Below are 20,128 nucleotides of genomic sequence, written 5' to 3' on the forward strand. Positions count from 1 at the left end.
CGATAGAAATCCAACTAGACACTTATTTCAACTAACAGACCTCATCTTTAAAGTAATATCTCCAATGTTGAAGGCATACAGGGATGCTGGTACAAATGTTAGTAAGAGGTTATCTACTTCTTTTACTCCTTGTTGATCTATAGAGGTTACGAGTGCTTTATCCAGTTTATTAGAATTACAGAAATGAATAAGACTTTTCAATTCTCTAGGTTTATCAAAATACCGATTACTCCATTTGATTTCAACCCCCCAAACTGGCTTATATCTTTTGTCATCTACCAATACTAAATCTACTTCTCCTTCAGTTCTTCCTTCTTTCCATCTAGCATAGGTTAAATCAAGTTTCTCTCGATGCATCCACTGAGATAGCACGGCAGTCTCAACCATATTTCCCATTTCATCATCTGATTCTATTATAGGAGAAAATAAAGCTGTTCGGAGTGATGGGTTAGTTAGATACACTTTAAAACTTGTAACCCTCTTTAACCTCTTGGCATTAATATCTACTTTATTTAAAACCTTAATCAAAAACGCTGCTTCAAGATATTCTAAATACTTTTTTAAAGTATCTTTTTGAATTCCGCTTTCCTTTGACATCGTTTCGTATGAAAACTCATTACCTGTATTGTACGCGATATAGGTGAAGAATCGATTCAATTCCTGAACATCTTTGATCCCATATAAACTGGGCAAATCCCGTAAAAGTACTTTATCTACGATATCATTTTTAACATACCTTCCCATATCGCTTTGAATTTTTTCGGAAAGTACGACTTCAGGATATCCTCCAAAGTTCAAATAATTCACAAACTCCTTATTCAAAGCTTTCACGTCATAGGTCAAACAATAAGGAATTGACTGAGCCCCATAAGTAATACTACTCTCAAAAATTAAGTGATCCATTTTTTTTAAATGAATGTATTCTTGAAATGTTAATGGAGGCAACATAAAATCCGTAAATCTTCCAGCTCCACTTTCAGTGCTATGCCATTTTAAAGTCGCAGCGGCAGAACCCGATACTATGAACTTGATTTCTGGGTAAGTATCTACAAGAACTTTCAAGTGACGTTCCCAATCCTTCAAATATTGAATCTCGTCAAAAAAAACATAACAGTCTTTCAGATCTTCAAGGTTAAGTGACTTTTTGCATAATGCCAAAAGGTCTTCAAGATCCAAATGAACATAGATTGGATTATCGATGCCAATAAAAAAAATTTTATGTGGATGGATATTTTCCTCTAATAACTGCTGAATACTATGAAATAACATCACCGTCTTCCCAACACGTCTTGGGCCCATCAAAACCAAAGCCCTTCTGATAGATTTTTCCTTCACAAAAGGAAAAAACAAATCAAAATAAAGGCGTTTAGACATTATTTTGTAGATATCTGGTATTTGTTTGGTGAGCCACCATGGATTTTCATACCGAAGGCGCTCAATAATTTTCTCTGTAGGAATAAGATTAAATCCAGGCATAAATTCTCTTATTTTGACAAAAATAACAAAATAAATAGATTACAATCTATCTAAATTTACAAAAATGTATCCAATAGACGATTGTTGATGAATATTTTCCCTTGATTATGCATACCTTCTACAGGCCAGCAGGCTAGGCATAGCATAGGAAGAAATCTTTTATATGACCTGTAATCAAGCACATTGAATATATAGTATCAGCGTTTGGCTTTCTTGTATCATTTACACTCTTATAAAATTAACGCATATTCCACATGTTCCGCAAGAAAATCCTCTTCTGAGAAACCCCTTACCGAATCAACTCACCATAACTACTAATCCCCTTCTTATCAGCTAATTTCAACAGTTTCATCAACAACTGAGCAGTCAAAAAGGCATCACCGGAAGCAGTGTGTCGATCGTCAAGGCAGATCTGATACCTTTCGCAAAGACTGTCCAAAGAATATTCTCCTGGTTTACCCATACTGCTATCATAGTGGGGACCTTTTTCCAATCTTACAGCCAAACTGTGGGTATCCAAAACCGGGTTTAAAAATTTGCGAAAACCAAAAGGCTTAAGGGCTTTAGTCAGCATTTCCAAATCAAAACCAACATGATGGCCTACGATGATGCTGCTACCAATGTAGGATAAAAATCGTTCGGCAAAGTCTTCCAAAGTTATCAACTCCTCAGGCCTCAAAATCTCGTGCACTTCTATGGCCTCTCTGCTTCTCCTAGGGGTTTGAAGATAACATTCCATAGCATCTTCCATGCTCAACTGAAAACCTTTCAGCTTGACCGCTCCAAAAGAAAGAATGTAGTCGCTTTTAGGTGACAGGCCTGTAGTCTCTGTATCCAAAATTACAAAAGGTAATAAACCCAATCCACGAGAAGCAGGAATCTTGTTGCCAAAGGCAGCTTCATAGGCCAACACAAATTCAGCTTTTTTACCTGGTGGTGAAAATAAAAAATCAAAGAACCCCATAATTATCCTGTAAAAAAGTCTGTTTGAAACCTCACCCGAATAACTTTCTGTAACTCATCGATAGGTGAAAAGGTGTTTTTCAATAATTGACGTTGCAATTTGCCTAAGGCATCGGGACTGATGTAACGGCCTGAACTATTATTTTTCAATCCCTCAATGGCCCGCATGCGCATCAGTATCTCATAAGCCTTCCCCGCTTCCTGCATCAACTCCGTGTGGTTAGGTTCTAACTCTATGAGTTTTTCAAATCGCTTATAGGTATTATTCACCCCTATCACCCGATGGCTCAAAACTAAGAGTCGAGCAATATCTGTCAAGGGCATCATCGCCCGCAACTTGATATCAAACTTATCCTTTTGTTCCCCTGATTTCTCCACGATAAAGTTGCGAAAGAATCCCAGAGGGGGTGGATTCAATAAGGCATTTTTAGCTAGAAAATTTAGGAATATCTTTTTGTCACCGATTTCCTGGTAGATGTGCTGACTCATTTCTTCGGCCAAAGCTTTCGTTCCGTAGATAGGCCGAAAATCAAAAAAGATTGTCGCATGCAATACGGCTTTTTGACTTGGTGTAAGTATCCAATCTGAGAAATACTTTTTCCATTGGGTCAATGGCTGACACCATTGGATATTATTGGCCATCATTTCCGCAGGGCAGGCGTGAAAGCCACAATTAAGTAATCCTTCGACTACCTCTTCACCTAGACGCAGGAAATAGGCTTGCGTATGGGCCAATTTTTCCTGAGGAACGTCTTCAAATACAATAGCATTATCCAAATCTGTTCGCAGCAATTGCTCCTCCCTACCCTCACTACCTAAGGAAAGAAAACAAAATTTCACTTGATCCATCCCTGGATATTCATCTGAAAGTTTACGCTGTGTTAGCTGAATGATGCGTTGAATGATGATATCGTTGATCTCTGTGATGATATTGGCCACAAAGTCCATGGAAACCTCATTTTCCAAGTAATAGAATAGCAACTTTTCTGCTCGGTCTCTCAGTTTCCCCATTTCGGCAATCTCCCAAGTATTCATCAGGGCATGAATCAGGACTGCCGGACTATTTCCTTGTGACAATAAAATATCATGATCCGACAAGATCCCGACCACTGGACTCTTATCCGACCCATCTTCTGTAAAGATCAAATGATGCAAGCGGAATTTGATCATGGTCAGATACAGTTCCGAGAATAGGGCATCCTGCTTTTTGGTCAATACTGGAGAAGTCATCAATTCCGTAACAGGTGTATCATAACTTTTACCTGTAGCGATTAGACGGTTTCTCAGATCTTTATCTGTGATGATTCCCAAAGGATGCTTGGATTCATTGGCTATCACAATTGAACCTACTCCAGCGTCGGCCATTTTTCTTGCTGCTTGCTGAATGGTTAATTCCGGTCCACAGGTCAGTACATCTTTGGAGAAATTTAAGTCTGATTGCCCCGTGAAGATCAGCAAACCATTATCCTTAGAAAGTTCCGAAAATTCCGTTCGTGCTTTTTGGGACTGCGAAAGATCTGTTCGCACGACTACCTGTCCTGAAGCAAAGCCTGCTGCAAAATAAAGAGCCACACGATTATTTTCATTCAGGATTTTCTCAAAAACTGCCACAGGAATCGCATAAAGTAGCGAATCCTCTAAGGTTTTGGCAGTCAATCGGTAGGGTCTTTTACCGAGTAATGCCAATACTCCAAAAACATCTCCTTCATCACATACCTCAACAACCTTTTCCTCCTGATCAACATAATCGATCAAGGAAATCGAGCCTTCTTTTAGAATAAAGAAATAAGGCTGTGCAGGATCTCCTTTGGAAAACAATAACTCATCTTTCCCAAAATACCGAATCACCACCCCCTGCGAAACCTCCGCCAAAGCCTCCTCCGTCAAAAACGAAAATGGCGGAAATCGCTTCAGAAACTCTTTAACCCGATTGACAATGACGTTGCTCATTGGTAATGAATACTTGTGATTAGTGATTGGTTGATTGAGTTTTAAGTGGCTCAGCAAAGTAGAAGCTAGCACTGGGAGGTCAACGGTCAACTGTCGACTGTCAACGGCTCGATTGTGGTTGAAATACGATTATTCTATTTTTTATCTAAATTAAGAGTTAGGGTTAGTCGAAAGTTCATCATTCGGCATTCGATATTCATCATTCGAAATTTTCCCTCTCATTAATTCGATCCCCCTAGAGGATTACAAATCCTCCTTATCTCTTGTCCGAGATTGTAAATCTCGAACAGCTCTCCAAATAAACAATGAACAGTCATTCTATTTTATGTAGGAAAATCGATTGTTCCCTATACGCCTCGAGTCTATAGTCTAATGCCTAGCATCTCACTTCTTTCAACAGCATCCCTACTTGGTTCTTAGTACTTGGTACTTGGTACACTTTAGTGATTAGTGTGGAAAGCCCACAAGAAGTTTGAAATAGAGATGGACAGGGGCCCATATTCGCCCCTGTCTTGATTCTTGCTTCAGGTTTCTCTTGTCTCGTCCTGAAAATACTTGACATTTTTTTAGAATAATTGACTCTTTACACGCCACAAATATATCGCTGCTAGGCATATATCAACTTATATCGCGTCAGAATATATCAATCTCTACCCCACAAAATCTCTCATTGTCTTCATCCCTCATCCTTCCTCCTTTCGACTACTTTTTCCCAGCAATAATCTGATTTACTACTTCAGGATCTAATAGTGTTGAGGTATCTCCCAGATTACTCGTGTCACCTTCTGCTACTTTCCGTAGGATTCTACGCATAATCTTGCCTGAGCGGGTTTTTGGTAGTCCTGGGACGATTTGTAACTTATCTGGCTTGGCAATAGGACCGATGATTTTGGCAACCATATCTTTGATCTCGCTGATCAAATTATCTTCTGTACGGTTAGTAGTATCACAAATGACGTAAGCATAGATTCCTTGACCTTTGATTTCGTGTGGGTAACCCACTACTGCAGATTCGATGACCAATGGGTGTTCGTTGATAGCATTTTCCACCTCAGCAGTACCCATTCGGTGACCGGATACGTTGATAACATCGTCCACACGACCCAATATTCTGTAATAACCATCGTGGTCCCGCTTCACTCCATCACCTGTAAAGTACATGCCTTTATACGTAGAGAAATAGGTTTGCTTGCATCGCTCATGATCACCCCAAGTAGTACGGATCATGGATGGCCAAGGGAATTTCACGCATAGATTCCCCTCCACAGAATTACCCGTCAGTTCATTTCCCTCGGGATCTAAAATTGCTAACTGGATTCCAGGAAGTGGTAAGGTCGCAAAAGCTGGCTTCGTAGGCGTGATCCCCGCAATTGGAGAAACCAAAATACCACCTGTTTCTGTCTGCCACCAAGTATCTACAATTGGGCAATGGGACTTTCCAACGTGTGTGTAGTACCATTTCCAAGCTTCCTCATTGATTGGCTCACCCACAGAACCCAATACTTTTAATGAATCCAATTTGTATGGTTCCAAAGGCTCTGTACCATAGGCTTGTAACGCACGGATCGCCGTAGGGGCTGTGTAGAATTGGTTGACCTGATGCTTATCAATTACGGCCCAGAATCTTCCTGGATCAGGGTAGGTTGGCACTCCCTCAAACATCAAAGTAGTAGCTCCTGCCAATAATGGTCCGTACACAATGTACGAGTGACCTGTAATCCATCCAATATCCGCTGTACACCAGTAAACATCTCCAGGAGAATACTGGAAAACATTTTCAAAGGAATATTTGGTATAAACCATATATCCACCTGTGGTATGTACTACTCCTTTTGGTTTGCCAGTCGAGCCTGAGGTGTAAAGGATAAACAACGGGTCTTCAGAATCCATAGTTTCCGCTTTATTGCTCGTAGATACACCCTCAGTAACCTCATGCCACCAAAAATCCCTACCCTCTTGCATTTGAATATCTTGACCTGTTCGCTTGTACACGATCACAGATTCCACAGAAGACTTTTCCAGAGCTTCATCTACTAAAGCTTTCACGGCGATTTTTTTATTGCCTCTAAAATTACCATCTGTGGTCAGAATCGCCTTTGCTTGGCAGTCATTAATTCTATCTGCCAAAGCAGTAGCCGAAAATCCAGCAAATACGATGGAGTGAATCGCCCCAATTCGCGCACAAGCCAACATAGCGACAGCTGCCTCAGGAATCATCGGCATATAAATAATGACACGGTCTCCCTTCTGAATACCTTTGGAAAGTAATACGTTTGCAAACTGACAAACCTGCTCATAGAGTTCTTGATAGCTGATGCTTCGACTATCTTCTCCTGGCTCACTTGGCTCCCAAATGATGGCAGTACGGTCCCCGTATGCAAAGAGATTTTTTTCGAAAATATTTTCTGTGATATTTAGCTTGGCGTTGACAAACCACTGCACATTAGGTTCTTCAAAGTTCCACTTGACAACTTTGTCCCATCTCTTTTTCCAATGGAAGGAATCTGCGATCCTCGCCCAGAAGTTTTCAGGCTCGGTAACTGATTTTTGATACTCGTAAAAATATCCGCTCAGCGTGTGGATTCTATCGCTCATAATAGTCTTGTATTTTGGTTATTGAAATTGTTTAATTCAGAAGTGTTTTGACCTTTGTTACCAAATCTTTGGTAGAAAAGGGTTTGGTGAGATACATGTCTGCACCGAGATTTAAGCCTTTTTGCACGTCTTGCTGCTTACTTTTGGCAGTCAGGAAGATCACCTTCATATTCGGATATTCAGATTTGACATGCTTACAAACCTCATATCCATCCACCTTAGGCATCATAATGTCTAGGATAATCAGGGCTGGAACTTTATCTTCAATTATTCCCAATGCCTCTTCCCCATCTCGGGCTATAAATACCTTGTAGCCTTCCTTTTTGAAGAGAAACTCCAAGGAAAGTAAGATATTTGGCTCATCGTCTACAATCAGTATATTACTCATACATTTGTTGGGTTTCGGGTTGTACCTGTGTTACTTGGAGTATTGGTAAAGAAAAATGGAAACATGTCAAACCATTCCTTCTTTCCACACCAATAATGCCTCCGTGATATTCTATTATTTTTTTGGAAATGGCCAATCCTAGTCCACTACCAATCGGTTTTTTCGATGTCTGATTTTTTGCTTGGAAAAACTTATCAAAGATGTAAGGAACTTCCTCAACGGGTACCCCCTTACCATCATCGAGCACTTCTACCAATAAGTTGCCTTCTTCGACTTTTGCTGTAATCATCGTGACACTCTTTGCAAATTTGCTGGCATTGGAAAGTAAGTTCAAGACTACCTGTTTGATGCGATCTTCATCTACGGTAAGCTCCAAAGTATCAAATTGTAAGCCCATTTTGAACTCAATGTTTTTCTCTTTAAAAACTTGAAGCAAACTATCGCAGGCTTGAAGCAGGAGAATTTTGATATCTGTTGGTTCTAAATTCAGCTTTTGTCTGCCAGAATCAAAACGTTCTAAATCCAATACTTGATCAATCAACCGCGTCATACGACCAGTCTCCTGAATGATGATGTCCAAAAACTTCTTTTTATCTTCTTCTGGAAGATCTTCGTCCAATAAGATTTCAGAAAAAGCCCTGATAGAGGTCAATGGGGTTTTCATCTCATGAGTGACCGTGGAAATAAATTCATCCTTCAGCATGTCATTTAAGCGTAGTGTTTCATTTAACTTTTGCAGTTTATTGGAGGCTTTGGTAAGCTCCTTACTTTTCTGCTTTAGCTGCAAATTCAAAAACTTCAACTCTTGGGTTTCTCTCAAGATCCCCAACACCTCTTCCATGCTGATTTCTTCTTCTTTCACCACAGAGGCCACCATTATTCTCGCCGAAGCTGTACCGATTACTCCTGAAAGTAACCGTTCCGAATAATTGACCAATTCTGAATTAACCGTTCCTTTGATCTCTAGGGAGCTACCAGTTAATTCTTCAAATTCTTGTAAGGCTTCATCTGTCTTAGCTTGACCTAAAAAGTTCACGAGTAATGCCTTCAAATCCGGCAAATATGCTTGCCCTTTCCAAATAATAGAACTATCCAAAGTAGTACTGTATTTGAAAATATCTACAAACACCACTGCCTGATTATGTTCTTTGGAGGACTGTGGGAGTAAGAGGGATAAAAAGACATACGCAAAACTATTGACTGTCAAACTAAAGAAAAGTCCATGTGAAATGGGTGACATCCCTTCCATTCCCAAAAGTGAATAAGGCTTCAGCGCACTGATTCCCCATAGACCCTCTGTCAAAAATGTAGGCGTTAAATACCCCGCAGTAACCATTGTCGGTGTGACCAAAGTGAAAAACCAAACAAGAAAACCAGAAATAATTCCAACAGTTGCGCCGATTTTAGAGCCCCTTTTCCAAAACAAGCCTCCAATAATTGCTGGGGAAAACTGCGCTGTGGCAACAAATGAAATCAATCCAATGGACACAATAGAGAACCTACCCGAAACTTCTTTATAATACCAATAGGCAGCCAGTACAATCAGAAAAATCGTGATTCTTCGTATCCAAATAACCGTATCACCAAGGCGCTGTTGGTAGTTGGTTTTCAATTTTTCGTTAGATAAAATAACCGGAAGCACAAGATTATTGCTGACCATCATACTTAATGCAATGGTGGAAACGATGATCATACCTGTTGCAGCCGAAAAACCTCCTAAATATACCCCAAGGGCCAACCAACCCTGATCGTAGGTAATGGGCAAAGCCAATACAAATGTATCCGCATCAACTGCTTCACCCTCAAAATGCACCAAGCCACCCAAAGCTATGGGCAATACAAAGATATTGATAATCAACAGGTACAATGGAAAGAGCCACATGGCTTTATCTAGATGTTTTTCATCGTGATTTTCCACCACAGACACCTGAAACTGTCTCGGCAAAAACAGCACAGCCATCATAGATAAAATACTCATCCAAAACCAATCGGTAGAGGCTACTTCGTCACTAAAGACAAACAAATGATCTAAGCCTCTCAGAGAAGCCTGATTGAAAATATCCTCAAATCCATCATATACCAAATAGGTAACAAATACCCCAACTACTAAAAATGCCAGTAACTTGAAAATAGATTCAAAGGCAATAGCCGTCACTAATCCGTCGTGACGGGCCGTTGCTTCCACATCACGAGTACCAAATAAAATGGTAAACAAGGCTAAGCCTAAGGCTAGATAAAAGGCGGTATCTGCATAAAAAGGAAGCAAATTGGCATTCATCCGGAAGTCTCCGGTTGCCAAAATTTCAAATGAAGATGCGATAGCTTTGATTTGAATGGAAATGTAGGGGAGAATTCCCAACAGACAGAAAACAGTCACAATACCACCAAGGCTAACGCTTTTCCCGTAGCGGGAAGAAATAAAATCAGCGATCGAAGAGATTCGCTGTACTTTGCTGACACGGATCATTTTCCGCATGACGAGCCACCATAAAGGAGCAATTAAACTAGGGCCAATGTAAATTGTCAAAAACTCCAATCCATTGGTTGCTGCATATCCAACCGATCCATAATAAGTCCATGCAGTACAATAAACCGCTAAGGATAAGGCATAGACATAAGGATTAGAGGCATAGCTTTTCCCTCGTTCGGAAGAGCGCTCCGAAAACCAAGCTATGGCAAACAATAATGCCAAATAGCCAAAGGTAAACGCTATGATAATTCCATTACTGAGCACCTTTATCTTCCTTGGTTGATTTACGGATTACAACATAGGTTAAAAAGATTAGAAACAACCAAATACCAAACACCATGGCGTATAAAAGCGGAACACCACCCATGCTTGACTGAATGTTATAAAGCTTCATCACCGGGTAATTCAACAAGAAAATCCCGAGGATAAATACGCTCCAAAGTAATTGTACTTTATTGGTTGACTTCATATAGTTTTCTCAAACCTTTAAGATACACTTTTTGCCATCAGATTAAAAGAAAAGATTCACAGTCTGCTAATCTGATACCTATTGAAATTCTTTGTGCCTTGGCTTCCTTGGAGCAGTTTTGCCACAAAGACGCGAAGGCACAAAGGTTAATTTACCGAAATGAACCCAACTTTAATGCCTTACTTTAAGAAGGAATAAATCTGAGTACTTTCATTAGCTTTAATGATCATGAGCGGCGCCAGCACCTCTCGGAATTCTGATTTCCTGGATCATATCCTGAACTTTTTGAGGTGGAGCAGGCGTAACTTTAGACACGACAAAAGTGACCACAAAATTCACCACCATACCCAATGAACCAATTCCTTCTGGGGAAATACCAAACCACCAATTTTCAACTGAATTTAACTCAGGGCTGATAAATTTGAAGTAGCTGATATAGGCAATCGTAAACACCAATCCAGAAATCATACCTGCAATCGCACCTTCTTTATTCATTCTACTAGAGAAAATTCCCATAATAATTACAGGGAAGAAGGAAGCTGCTGCCAATCCAAAGGCAAAGGCTACCACTTCGGCCACAAAACCTGGAGGGTTTACACCGAAATAACCTGCCATCAATACTGCACCAGCCGCTGAAAATCTAGCGATCAACAATTCTCTTTTCTCTGTCATATCAGGCTTGAATGTTCTGAACAGGTCTCTTGAAACAGATGTAGAAATAACCAATAATAGACCAGCAGCAGTAGAAAGCGCCGCAGCCATACCACCGGCGGCAACTAGACCAATCACCCAGTTTGGCAGATTAGCAATTTCGGAGCTCGCCAATACCATGATATCTTTATCAATTTTCAATTCATTGGTTGCTGCATTTGCTGAATACTGCACAATTCCATCTCCATTTTTATCATCTACTGAAATCAAATTGGTTTTTTGCCAATTTCCTACCCAAGCTGGTAAATCATCCACAGGCTTATCTGCAACTGTTTCAATTGCATTGTAGATACCAAAGGCAGCTACAGCAGGTGCAGTTGTATACAGGATAGCAATGAAAATCAAGGCGTAACCTGCTGACAAACGTGCATCTTTCACGCGAGGCACAGTAAAGAATCGAACGATAACGTGAGGAAGACCAGCAGTACCGACCATTAATGCCAAGGTAATTGCGAATATATCGATCATTCCTTTTCTACCGGAAGTATAGGCTGCAAAACCAAGATCGGTCAATACACCATCCAATTTATCCAATAGTGGAGTTCCATCAGCAACTACACCACCCAAGCCCAATTGTGGAATGGGAGTGCCTGTCAATTGCATGGATATAAAAATTGCAGGAACCATGTAAGCAAAGATCAGCACACAATATTGAGCTACTTGCGTGTAGGTTATTCCTTTCATCCCACCTAATACAGCGTAGAAAAACACGATACACATCCCGATGATTACACCTGTATTGATGTCTACTTCCAGGTATCTAGAGAAGACAATACCAACACCTCTCATTTGTCCAGCCACGTACGTGAAAGAAATGAACAAGGCACAAATCACGGCAACAACACGAGCTTTATTGGAGTAATAGCGATCACCAACGAAATCGGGAACGGTAAATTTTCCAAATTTCCGAAGATAGGGGGCAAGTAAGAGTGCCAATAACACATAGCCTCCTGTCCATCCCATCAGGTAAACTGATCCATCATAACCAGAGAAAGCAATGATCCCTGCCATGGAAATAAAAGAGGCTGCCGACATCCAATCTGCCGCTGTAGCCATTCCGTTAGCAAGGGGAGAAACGCCTCCACCAGCTGTGTAAAATTCTTTTGTAGAGCCTGCTCTTGTGTAGATGGCGATTCCTATATAGAGGGCAAATGATGCACCTACCAGTATATATGTCCAAGTTAAAATATCCATTTGTTTGGTTGATTTTTGGGTTATTCTTCGTTTACGTCAAATTCTTTATCCAATTGATTCATTCTATAGACATAGACAAAAATCAATACTACGAAGGCATAAATGGAGCCTTGCTGCGCAAACCAGAAGCCTAATTTAAAACCTCCCAACCTGATGGTGTTGAGCTGATCAACCAAGAGAATTCCGAATCCAAAAGAAACGGTGAACCAAACGACCAAAAGGATAAGAAGCGTCCGTAGATTCTTCTTCCAGTAGTCCTGCATTTTTTGTTTGTTGTCTGACATAGTAATGAGTATTATAGAAAGATGTGGGTTTGTAAGATAAATTCACCGGCACCACCAGCTCTTCTGTAATTTTCAAAGAGTGGACGGTGTCCGTATTGCAAGGTGATTTTCGCGTGATGACCATTGAGTAGGTAATTGACTCCCAGGTCATATTGCCAAGAACTTTCTTCGAAGAACTCAAAGTTCTTATGAGTTACAGCTCCAAAAGGCTGTAAACGTCCTTTCCCATTGAGTAGGTCTCTAGGAAGTAATATACCTGTTTGGGAGTAAAATATTTGACCTGTACCGATGGTTGGCTGGGCATTTCCGGGTCCATTTTGGGTGGTTCCCGCACCAAAGCCTACATTCATGATCCCAACGTTTCTCATGTAATTTGGCCCGAAATCGTAGTTATAGAAAACATTGTAATTCGTAATTGCTGTGCCTTTTGCCTTGTTTAAAGGAAGGTCCAAAAAGGTATCAAACCCTAACAACAACATGTCATGAGTTTCTACAGCTCCATTTGCATTTCTGGAATTGGTAGCACCTTTATGATGATGCCATCCCGCTCCTACGTTAAATACTGATTTTGTCCCTAAATAAGACCCAACAAAGAAAGGGAGCTTGTTATTCTCAGTTTCCAAAAACTGATAGGCAAGATAGCCTTGGGTAGCCCAATTATCATTCACCACATTAGCGGCAATTGGTCTTTGGGTACTTTCATCGAATCTACCTCCTGCGCCGACAGAGAATGGCTTATTCAGTGCAGCTCGGTAATCCCACTTACCAACTTGTCCTTTGGCATAAAAACCAAACTGACGGGCAAATTGATCAGTCAATTCGATGAGCGGCCAGTTGAAAATTGGTGCATCTACTGCTAAAAAGTTTAACGTACTGTGACTGGTCATTCGGGAAATACCATTCCAGTAATGAAGTCCCATACCAACATAGAGTTCATTGGTAACTTTAAATTCCGTCCATATATCATGGAAGAATAATTGAGGTTTTTTGGCAGACATTCCTGCAGCAGCTCCAACGCCAGTTTCTGGATTAACAGTTACTGGAATGTTGCCTGGATTACCAGTAGCTCCTCCTCCCGGAACGCCCCCATTCGTAAAGGTTTGATTGTTGATCCCCCAATGGGTCAAAACCATGAATCTTGGGGAAATCTGCGCATAGGCCAAAAAACGTGCTCGTCTGATGCCTATATCAGCAGTACTTCTTCTAGGAGCTCCATCTACTCCGAGAGTTCCTGGGTTATTTTCAGTAACCCTTGCCCACATTTGATTCCATACGATGAACCGAATGTACTTCGATCCATCATCCGTTAAATTGAGCGTCAGTGGTTTATAAGAGTGATCTGTGATATCATCTTTTGCAGCACGGAAGTTGGCAAGAGAGTCCTGCGCTACTGCTGGTTGAAGAAAGATGATTCCCATGAATACACCCAGCAACCATTTGATAGAGGTGTGCATAGTATTTTGGGTTTTGTTGATGTTGACTGATTGCAGCCGGGCCCGACCAACAAGTGAATCCTAAATTGATAAGATGCTACCCAAAATGAAAAATGGTGATAGTTTTTTGTAAATTTACTATAGCGAACAAAAGATTATTTGGATTATCGGTTTTTAAATCGCTCCCATTTGATAATCATAAACTTATCCCCCAACTCGGTGATCAACATACCCGTATCAGTCAAATTCTCTTTCTGAGCCATATATTTTACCAATTCGGTGTGATTGAGTACCCGATAGGTAGGACGATAATCGTAACTTTCAGGGGCTTTGATTTTGTATTGTTTCACCCAATTCATGACCGAAACATGGCTGACACCTAATATTCTTTCGATTTCACGATAAGAAATACCTTCGATATATAGCTGCAAAGCTTTGACTACATAGTACTTATCGATGGCTTTTCCGAGCTTGTTGACTGTAAAATGGTAACCGCATTTTTTACATTTGAAACGCTGTCTTCCACCAACAACGCCACTTTTGACAACTTTTTCCTGCTCACATTTGGGACAAGTAGGCTTTTCCATAGGACTATTTTGGGTTTGATATACTAAATTAGCGAAACTATAATTTATTAGCAAGATATAGATTTTCGCTGAAATTCAAAAAGTAAAATCAAAATTATCTATGGATATGTGAACTGAAATCGGAATTTAAATCTACAAAAACAATTCGAGAATTACTGCCAAGGTAAAGGCTAAAATGCTCACCAAAACCTTGTTTAAGTAGAACTTATGGTCAGGGCTGCTTTCAAAGAAGATCGTGGTGGAGATATGTAAAAAGCCACCAGCAACTATTCCATAGAATATATTCAGGCCATTTCTACCTAAGATATCTGCCTCATATAAGAAGTTGCTAAGCATCATCCCTGCTGGAGAAGCTAGGGCAAATATCGTGAGCAATACAAATACCCATCTTTTTTTCATAGCTGTGGTCAATACAGCCACCAAAGCGAAGGCTTCAGGTCCTTTATGTAACAAAATCCCCAACAACAAATTGTTATGGCCATGATGATGGTGATGCCCATGACTATGATCGTGACCATCATGGCTATGATCGTGCAAATGCTCCACTAGCACCCCTTCATGTGAAAGTAAGGTGCCTTCTAAGAAAGCGTGTACGAATAAGCCTATCATCAACGTCCATACACCCATCTGCACCCCATGTTGATGGGCATGACTTGGATGATGAATATGGCCATGCTCCACACCTGTAGAAAATAAAGCCAATACTTGCTGCAGTAAGAACCCGATCAAAATATAAAAGCCCATCCAACTCGGATTGGGAGCATCTAAAAACAGATCAGGTAAAATATGTAATACGGTAATAGCAAATAGATAAGAGCCTGCAAAAACCAAGACCAACTTGAAATATCGCTCCTCCCAACTTGGTATAAAATAAGCCAATCCCCCAGCCACCATGGCCGTAAAGAACAATAGAAGAAAGTTAGTCAGCATGTGTAGTTGGTTTTTGTACAATAAAAATGATGCGCTCACTCAGATGCTTGACATAAGGCCTTAAAGAGTAATCACCAAAAACATCTTTTTGTATAAAGCCTGCTTTTTCAAAGAAATACTCAAACATCTCTCTGGTAATCAACTGCACCGATTCTTGAAAATGGAATGATTTCCCCTGATCTTCAAAGTGTATATCCTTGATAATATGTCCTTTTTTTACTGCTCTGTTGATATGAAAACTGATCCCATCCACAATCTTATGTTCCTGTGGTATGAAATTATCCAAGATAAAATCAGCATTGAGATAATCTAGTAAGAATATCCCATTAGCCTTTAGGTTCTTATAAACACAATCTATCACTTGCTGATTTTGCATATTATCGCCAAAGAAGCCAAAGCTTGTAAACATATTGAAGATGTAATCATAGCTTTCTTCTTCTAAGTAGGTTCTCATGTCAGCTTCTATAAAGCGAAGACCGGGTTTTTCAAATTGCTTTGCTTCAGAGATACTCAAAGGTGAAAAATCTATACCTGTCACATCAAGTCCTTTTTGATGCAAAGAAACACTGTGTCTCCCCCGACCACAGGCCAAGTCCATTGCTTTGGTATCTTTTGGAAATTGGAGGTAATCATCCAATCTATTGATAAAATACCGAGCTTCTGTAGTATCTCTGTTTTTGTATAAGATCTGAAAGTAAGGAGAAGAAAACCAATCCTTCATCAATCCACCCGAAGTGGCTACCAACGAAACACAATTACTCATGAATAAATGACAAATATGGTTTGAGGCCCTCGCTTGAAAATGAATTTAACTCGCCTGACGCGTCATTGAAGATTAAAAAAATTTCAAAACTTCTCAGGGATTCTTGCAAAGCAATCGCTTTTTCTGTACCCATGACCATCAAGGCAGTTGCTATTGCATCAGCTGTCATGCAATCTTCTGCCAATACTGTCGCACTCAGTAACCCATGACGTACAGGTCTTCCTGTTTTTGGGTCAATAGTATGGGAGATTTTCAGTCCATCCACCTCATAGTAGTTTCGGTAATTTCCGGATGTAGCCATACCTTTATTATCTAAAGCAACCACTGAATATAATTCACTGGCACTACCCATTTCTTCAGGCTTATTGATTCCCACTTTCCATAATTCCCCTTTATCATTCAATCCACGAGCAACCAATTCTCCACCAATCTCCACTAGGAAGTTTTCAATTCCCTTAGACTCCAAATACTCTGCTACTACGTCCACACCATAGCCCTTTGCAATAGCTGAAAAATCCAAATACATTCCAGGAACTTGTTTCCGCACCTGCTGTTGGTCAAATGTGATTTTTTCGAAACCAATGCGTGGAAGTATAGCATTGATATTCACAGAATCCTTCAATTGTGGACCCCCCGGGCCAAAACCCCATAAATTGACCACAGGACCTACAGTTGGATCAAATGCACCATTGGTCAATTCAAAAACTTCCTTACTAGATTCCAATACAGGTAAAAAAAATGGAAGTTCAAAAACCAAGGAATCCGACTGATTGAATCGGCTGATTTCTGAATCTGAAATATACGTAGACAGGGATTGATTGAATACAAGCAATAAAGAGTCCACTGCCGGCTTAAAGTTTCTACCTTCTGGATCCAAATATACCACCCGGTAAGAAGTCCCCATAGTCTGACCATCAATGACCATCCTCCCCACAGCATCGGTAGTGATTGCTCCGAGATCTTCCGAACCTTCTTTATTTTGTCTATATAAATAGACGATAACGACTAAAAGCAAGAGAATAATCGAATAAATGATATTCTTTTGGGCGTTGTTATTCATAACTGAGGTGATTTTTCCGAAAGTTAAAGCTTATTTTCCAATTTAATTTCCTCGCTGCCTTACAAATGCAACAAAACTGCTTTGTAGATGCAATAAATGAAAGCCACCTACACTCACGTTAATTTTGTATCTTTGTTTGACTCAATGGCAAGATATGAGAGAAGATTACCTAAGCGGAGATAAAAGCAACCTGAGTTCTCAGGAAAAAGAGTATGAAAAAGCCTTAAGGCCTTTGAGCTTTGATGACTTTACAGGGCAGTTTAAGATTGTGGAAAATTTGAAAATTTTTGTTACCGCTGCGAAAAAGCGTAATGAGCCCCTTGACCATGTACTTCTGCATGGACCTCCAGGTTTAGGTAAAACCACCCTGAGTAATATCATAGCCAATGAATTGGATGCAGGCATTAAGATCACCTCCGGTCCTGTATTGGATAAGCCATCAGATTTAGCAGGTTTGCTCACCAACTTAGAGCCTGGAGATGTATTGTTTATCGATGAAATACATAGGCTTAACCCCATTGTGGAGGAATATCTCTACTCTGCAATGGAGGATTACCGGATTGACATCATGCTGGATTCGGGACCAAATGCGCGTTCGGTTCAGATTTCTCTCAATCCATTTACGCTCATCGGTGCTACCACTCGCTCAGGTCTATTGACTTCTCCCCTACGTGCCCGCTTTGGGATCAATTCACGCTTGGAATACTATGATGCAAAATTACTGACCGATATCGTAGGGCGTTCGGCAGGGATTTTGGGAACACCTATTGATGATGTAGCTGCTTATGAAATTGCCCGGAGAAGCCGCGGTACACCCCGTATTGCCAATATGTTGCTTAGGAGAACGCGTGATTTTGCAGAAGTCAAAGGCAATGGAAAAATAACCATAGACATCTCTAAAATGGCTTTGGATGCCTTGGATGTGGATGAAAATGGCTTGGACGAAATGGACAACCGCATACTCCTGACGATTATCGAAAAATTCAAAGGAGGTCCAGTAGGTTTAAGCACTATTGCTACCGCATGCGGGGAAGAAGCCGAAACGATCGAAGAAGTCTACGAACCCTTCTTAATTCAAGAAGGCTACATGAAACGTACCTCCCGGGGAAGAATGGCTACGGAGAAAGCCTACAATCATCTGAAACTAAAGCCTGACTTTGGTGGGCAGACAGGAACCTTGTTTGGGTAGGAGATTTATGATTTTAGAAGGTAGATTTTAGATTTAAATTCTTGTGATTCTGATATCTATTAGGGCATTTTGTTTAGAAGGACACGTAAGCAGTGGCTTCAAATTCCACTTAAAATTCTATATCAACTAGGATACTCAGGGCTTAAAATAAACAACTATTAAGTTTTTAAAACTGGAAGGAATTAGATATATTTAGAAAGCTATCCAAAGGTGCTGTTTTACTTGAACTATAGTAAAACAAGACATCGTGTAAACTGGACTTGAGTGAGGGTAGATGGAAAGATAATTCCGAAATATCCGCCATTAATAGCGGATATCATTCCAAATTGGAATGCTTTGCTCTATAAAGGAAAGCAAAACGTTAGCGAAAATTAAAAAAAACCATGGAGAGCAACAATTTATATAACAAAACTTTGAAATACTTGTTTCTAGGCTTAGGAATAATAATGTTAATAACGTCCATTTTGTCTTGGTTCTTTCCGGAGTTATTCTGGGTAAATGGTGAGAAAATGGAACAAAGCATCGTTACCACGTTAGTTTTTGGAATGATAGGAATAGTTTGCTTTCTAATATTTATTGCTATTAAGGATAAATTTTTGATAGTAAAATTAGGAGGTCAAAGTGTAACAATAAAAAATGGTGACAACGAAAGAAAAATAAATTGGATGGAAGTGGAATCCCTTTCTCTCATACAGTTTGTTTACCCTCCTTTGTATAAATTGAAAGTTAAAGGAGATAATAAAGTCTATTGGTTCAATACTGAAAATCAATTTATAAATGCAGGTGGATTTACTAGTGATACAAGTGAAATGGGGTACTTAATAAAGAAAAAGAAAAGAGAGTTAGGAATTTAATTTTACAAATCATTTGACTAACAATCCATTAATTCCGTAAATTGAAGAAAAAAAACATGGCAAACCTTACTTTAAATAATAAGACTTTGGAAAAGTATTTTGGTATGTTGCGAGGTCTAGATAATCTTTCCAAGAAAAAGCTGATCATAAAATTGACTGAATCTCTTGAAATAAAGGAAGAGAAAGTTGACTTGAAAACTCTTTTTGGAGCATGGGAAGACAACAAAGACTCTGATGAAATCATCAAAGAAATTAGAGAATCAAGAGTTGAAAAAGCAGAAGATCTTGGTTTCGAATGAAATATCTTTTAGACACAAATATCTGCATCCATTTTTTAAGAGGGAAGTTTGGGATGATAGAAAAGTTTCAGCAATTAGGAACGGAAAATTTTGCTATTTCTGAAGTTACGTTTGCTGAACTGGTATTTGGAGCCGAGAACAGCACTAATCCCAAGAAGAATCTTGAGTTAATAGAAGTTTTTACCGATCAAGTTCTGATCCTCCCTATTTTCAGTGCCATTTACCTTTATGGAAAAGAGAAAGCCCGATTAAGGTCAATAGGACTGATGATAAGCGATTTTGATCTATTAATCGGTTGTACTGCAGTGGATAAAGATCTGATCATGGTGACCGAAAATCAAAAGGAATTTGAAAGAATATCTGGAATCCAACTAGAAAACTGGGTAAAGAGATAAGATAAACTTTCGCTAATCGAGTAGACGGCCCCGCCAACTGTTAAGTTAGCGAGGTGCGCCTCTCACACCACCGTACGTACGGGTCTCGTATACGGCGGTTCACTGGATTGTAGGTTGC

General features: G+C 39.9%; 18 protein-coding genes. 4 read left to right on the plus strand and 14 right to left on the minus strand.

Annotated features, from left to right (window positions below; genetic code table 11):
• Window positions 1-27 precede the first annotated feature (27 nt).
• The 14 genes from IE080_RS05005 to IE080_RS05070 all read right to left on the minus strand — a co-directional run bounded on the left by IE080_RS05005 (window position 28) and on the right by IE080_RS05070 (window position 17,273).
• Window positions 28-1,476, minus strand: coding sequence for an ATP-binding protein (locus IE080_RS05005; RefSeq protein ID WP_189579347.1), 1,449 nt, complete (start codon window positions 1,474-1,476; stop codon window positions 28-30).
• A gap of 289 nt (window positions 1,477-1,765) precedes the next feature.
• Window positions 1,766-2,440 carry a 3'-5' exonuclease gene (locus IE080_RS05010; protein ID WP_189579348.1) on the minus strand — a complete coding sequence of 225 codons (675 nt, stop codon included), beginning with the start codon at window positions 2,438-2,440 and terminating at the stop codon, window positions 1,766-1,768.
• Window positions 2,441-2,442: 2 nt separating this feature from the next.
• Complete coding sequence (locus IE080_RS05015; RefSeq protein WP_189579349.1) at window positions 2,443-4,389, minus strand: DUF294 nucleotidyltransferase-like domain-containing protein; 1,947 nt, start codon at window positions 4,387-4,389, stop codon at window positions 2,443-2,445.
• A 702-nt stretch (window positions 4,390-5,091) separates the two neighbouring features.
• Window positions 5,092-6,984, minus strand: a complete 1,893-nt coding sequence (acs, locus tag IE080_RS05020; protein WP_189579350.1) for an acetate--CoA ligase — start codon at window positions 6,982-6,984, stop codon at window positions 5,092-5,094.
• A gap of 31 nt (window positions 6,985-7,015) precedes the next feature.
• Window positions 7,016-7,372, minus strand: a complete 357-nt coding sequence (locus IE080_RS05025) for a response regulator transcription factor (protein ID WP_189579351.1) — start codon at window positions 7,370-7,372, stop codon at window positions 7,016-7,018.
• A complete protein-coding gene (locus IE080_RS05030) occupies window positions 7,365-10,106 on the minus strand; it encodes a sensor histidine kinase (protein ID WP_189579352.1) in 2,742 nt (913 codons plus the stop codon). Before IE080_RS05030 ends, IE080_RS05025 begins: the two co-directional genes overlap by 8 nt.
• Window positions 10,096-10,311 carry a hypothetical protein gene (locus tag IE080_RS05035; protein ID WP_189579353.1) on the minus strand — a complete coding sequence of 72 codons (216 nt, stop codon included), beginning with the start codon at window positions 10,309-10,311 and terminating at the stop codon, window positions 10,096-10,098. Before IE080_RS05035 ends, IE080_RS05030 begins: the two co-directional genes overlap by 11 nt.
• A 219-nt stretch (window positions 10,312-10,530) precedes the next feature.
• Window positions 10,531-12,216, minus strand: a complete 1,686-nt coding sequence (locus IE080_RS05040; RefSeq protein WP_189579354.1) for a sodium:solute symporter family protein — start codon at window positions 12,214-12,216, stop codon at window positions 10,531-10,533.
• A 20-nt stretch (window positions 12,217-12,236) separates the two neighbouring features.
• Complete coding sequence (locus tag IE080_RS05045) at window positions 12,237-12,500, minus strand: DUF4212 domain-containing protein (protein ID WP_189579355.1); 264 nt, start codon at window positions 12,498-12,500, stop codon at window positions 12,237-12,239.
• Between the two features lie 11 nt (window positions 12,501-12,511).
• Window positions 12,512-13,954: a porin gene (locus IE080_RS05050; protein ID WP_189579356.1), complete on the minus strand. Its 1,443-nt coding sequence runs from the start codon at window positions 13,952-13,954 to the stop codon at window positions 12,512-12,514.
• A gap of 143 nt (window positions 13,955-14,097) precedes the next feature.
• The gene (locus IE080_RS05055) at window positions 14,098-14,520 is read right to left on the minus strand and encodes an IS1/IS1595 family N-terminal zinc-binding domain-containing protein (RefSeq protein WP_189579357.1); all 423 of its coding nucleotides are present in this window, start codon (window positions 14,518-14,520) and stop codon (window positions 14,098-14,100) included.
• A 132-nt stretch (window positions 14,521-14,652) separates the two neighbouring features.
• Window positions 14,653-15,450, minus strand: a complete 798-nt coding sequence (locus IE080_RS05060; protein ID WP_189579358.1) for a ZIP family metal transporter — start codon at window positions 15,448-15,450, stop codon at window positions 14,653-14,655.
• Window positions 15,440-16,213 (minus strand): class I SAM-dependent methyltransferase, encoded by a 774-nt coding sequence (locus tag IE080_RS05065; protein ID WP_189579359.1) that lies wholly within the window; start codon window positions 16,211-16,213, stop codon window positions 15,440-15,442. Before IE080_RS05065 ends, IE080_RS05060 begins: the two co-directional genes overlap by 11 nt.
• A complete protein-coding gene (locus tag IE080_RS05070) occupies window positions 16,206-17,273 on the minus strand; it encodes an FAD:protein FMN transferase (RefSeq protein ID WP_189579360.1) in 1,068 nt (355 codons plus the stop codon). The genes IE080_RS05065 and IE080_RS05070 overlap by 8 nt, the downstream gene beginning before the upstream one ends.
• Before the next feature lie 154 nt (window positions 17,274-17,427).
• Here IE080_RS05070 and ruvB point away from each other — a divergent pair, with 154 nt between their 5' ends.
• From ruvB to IE080_RS05090, 4 genes are all read left to right on the plus strand, one after another.
• The gene (gene ruvB / locus IE080_RS05075) at window positions 17,428-18,462 is read left to right on the plus strand and encodes a Holliday junction branch migration DNA helicase RuvB (RefSeq protein ID WP_189579361.1); all 1,035 of its coding nucleotides are present in this window, start codon (window positions 17,428-17,430) and stop codon (window positions 18,460-18,462) included.
• Between the two features lie 509 nt (window positions 18,463-18,971).
• A complete protein-coding gene (locus IE080_RS05080) occupies window positions 18,972-19,316 on the plus strand; it encodes a hypothetical protein (RefSeq protein WP_189579362.1) in 345 nt (114 codons plus the stop codon).
• Window positions 19,317-19,357: 41 nt separating this feature from the next.
• The gene (locus tag IE080_RS05085) at window positions 19,358-19,615 is read left to right on the plus strand and encodes a hypothetical protein (RefSeq protein ID WP_229800506.1); all 258 of its coding nucleotides are present in this window, start codon (window positions 19,358-19,360) and stop codon (window positions 19,613-19,615) included.
• Complete coding sequence (locus IE080_RS05090; protein ID WP_189579364.1) at window positions 19,612-20,010, plus strand: type II toxin-antitoxin system VapC family toxin; 399 nt, start codon at window positions 19,612-19,614, stop codon at window positions 20,008-20,010. The genes IE080_RS05085 and IE080_RS05090 overlap by 4 nt, the downstream gene beginning before the upstream one ends.
• Window positions 20,011-20,128 lie beyond the last annotated feature (118 nt).

Source organism: Mongoliitalea lutea (genome assembly GCF_014652135.1).
Taxonomy (GTDB): domain Bacteria; phylum Bacteroidota; class Bacteroidia; order Cytophagales; family Cyclobacteriaceae; genus Mongoliitalea; species Mongoliitalea lutea.

Coding starts and splice junctions, on each gene's coding strand:
- IE080_RS05005 (WP_189579347.1), bottom strand. CDS start 1,476: ATGCCTGGATTTAATCTTATTCCTACAGAGAAAATTATTGAGCGCCTT.
- IE080_RS05010 (WP_189579348.1), bottom strand. CDS start 2,440: ATGGGGTTCTTTGATTTTTTATTTTCACCACCAGGTAAAAAAGCTGAA.
- IE080_RS05015 (WP_189579349.1), bottom strand. CDS start 4,389: ATGAGCAACGTCATTGTCAATCGGGTTAAAGAGTTTCTGAAGCGATTT.
- acs (WP_189579350.1), bottom strand. CDS start 6,984: ATGAGCGATAGAATCCACACGCTGAGCGGATATTTTTACGAGTATCAA.
- IE080_RS05025 (WP_189579351.1), bottom strand. CDS start 7,372: ATGAGTAATATACTGATTGTAGACGATGAGCCAAATATCTTACTTTCC.
- IE080_RS05035 (WP_189579353.1), bottom strand. CDS start 10,311: ATGAAGTCAACCAATAAAGTACAATTACTTTGGAGCGTATTTATCCTC.
- IE080_RS05040 (WP_189579354.1), bottom strand. CDS start 12,216: ATGGATATTTTAACTTGGACATATATACTGGTAGGTGCATCATTTGCC.
- IE080_RS05045 (WP_189579355.1), bottom strand. CDS start 12,500: ATGTCAGACAACAAACAAAAAATGCAGGACTACTGGAAGAAGAATCTA.
- IE080_RS05050 (WP_189579356.1), bottom strand. CDS start 13,954: ATGCACACCTCTATCAAATGGTTGCTGGGTGTATTCATGGGAATCATC.
- IE080_RS05055 (WP_189579357.1), bottom strand. CDS start 14,520: ATGGAAAAGCCTACTTGTCCCAAATGTGAGCAGGAAAAAGTTGTCAAA.
- IE080_RS05060 (WP_189579358.1), bottom strand. CDS start 15,450: ATGCTGACTAACTTTCTTCTATTGTTCTTTACGGCCATGGTGGCTGGG.
- IE080_RS05065 (WP_189579359.1), bottom strand. CDS start 16,213: ATGAGTAATTGTGTTTCGTTGGTAGCCACTTCGGGTGGATTGATGAAG.
- IE080_RS05070 (WP_189579360.1), bottom strand. CDS start 17,273: ATGAATAACAACGCCCAAAAGAATATCATTTATTCGATTATTCTCTTG.
- ruvB (WP_189579361.1), top strand. CDS start 17,428: ATGAGAGAAGATTACCTAAGCGGAGATAAAAGCAACCTGAGTTCTCAG.
- IE080_RS05080 (WP_189579362.1), top strand. CDS start 18,972: ATGGAACAAAGCATCGTTACCACGTTAGTTTTTGGAATGATAGGAATA.
- IE080_RS05090 (WP_189579364.1), top strand. CDS start 19,612: ATGAAATATCTTTTAGACACAAATATCTGCATCCATTTTTTAAGAGGG.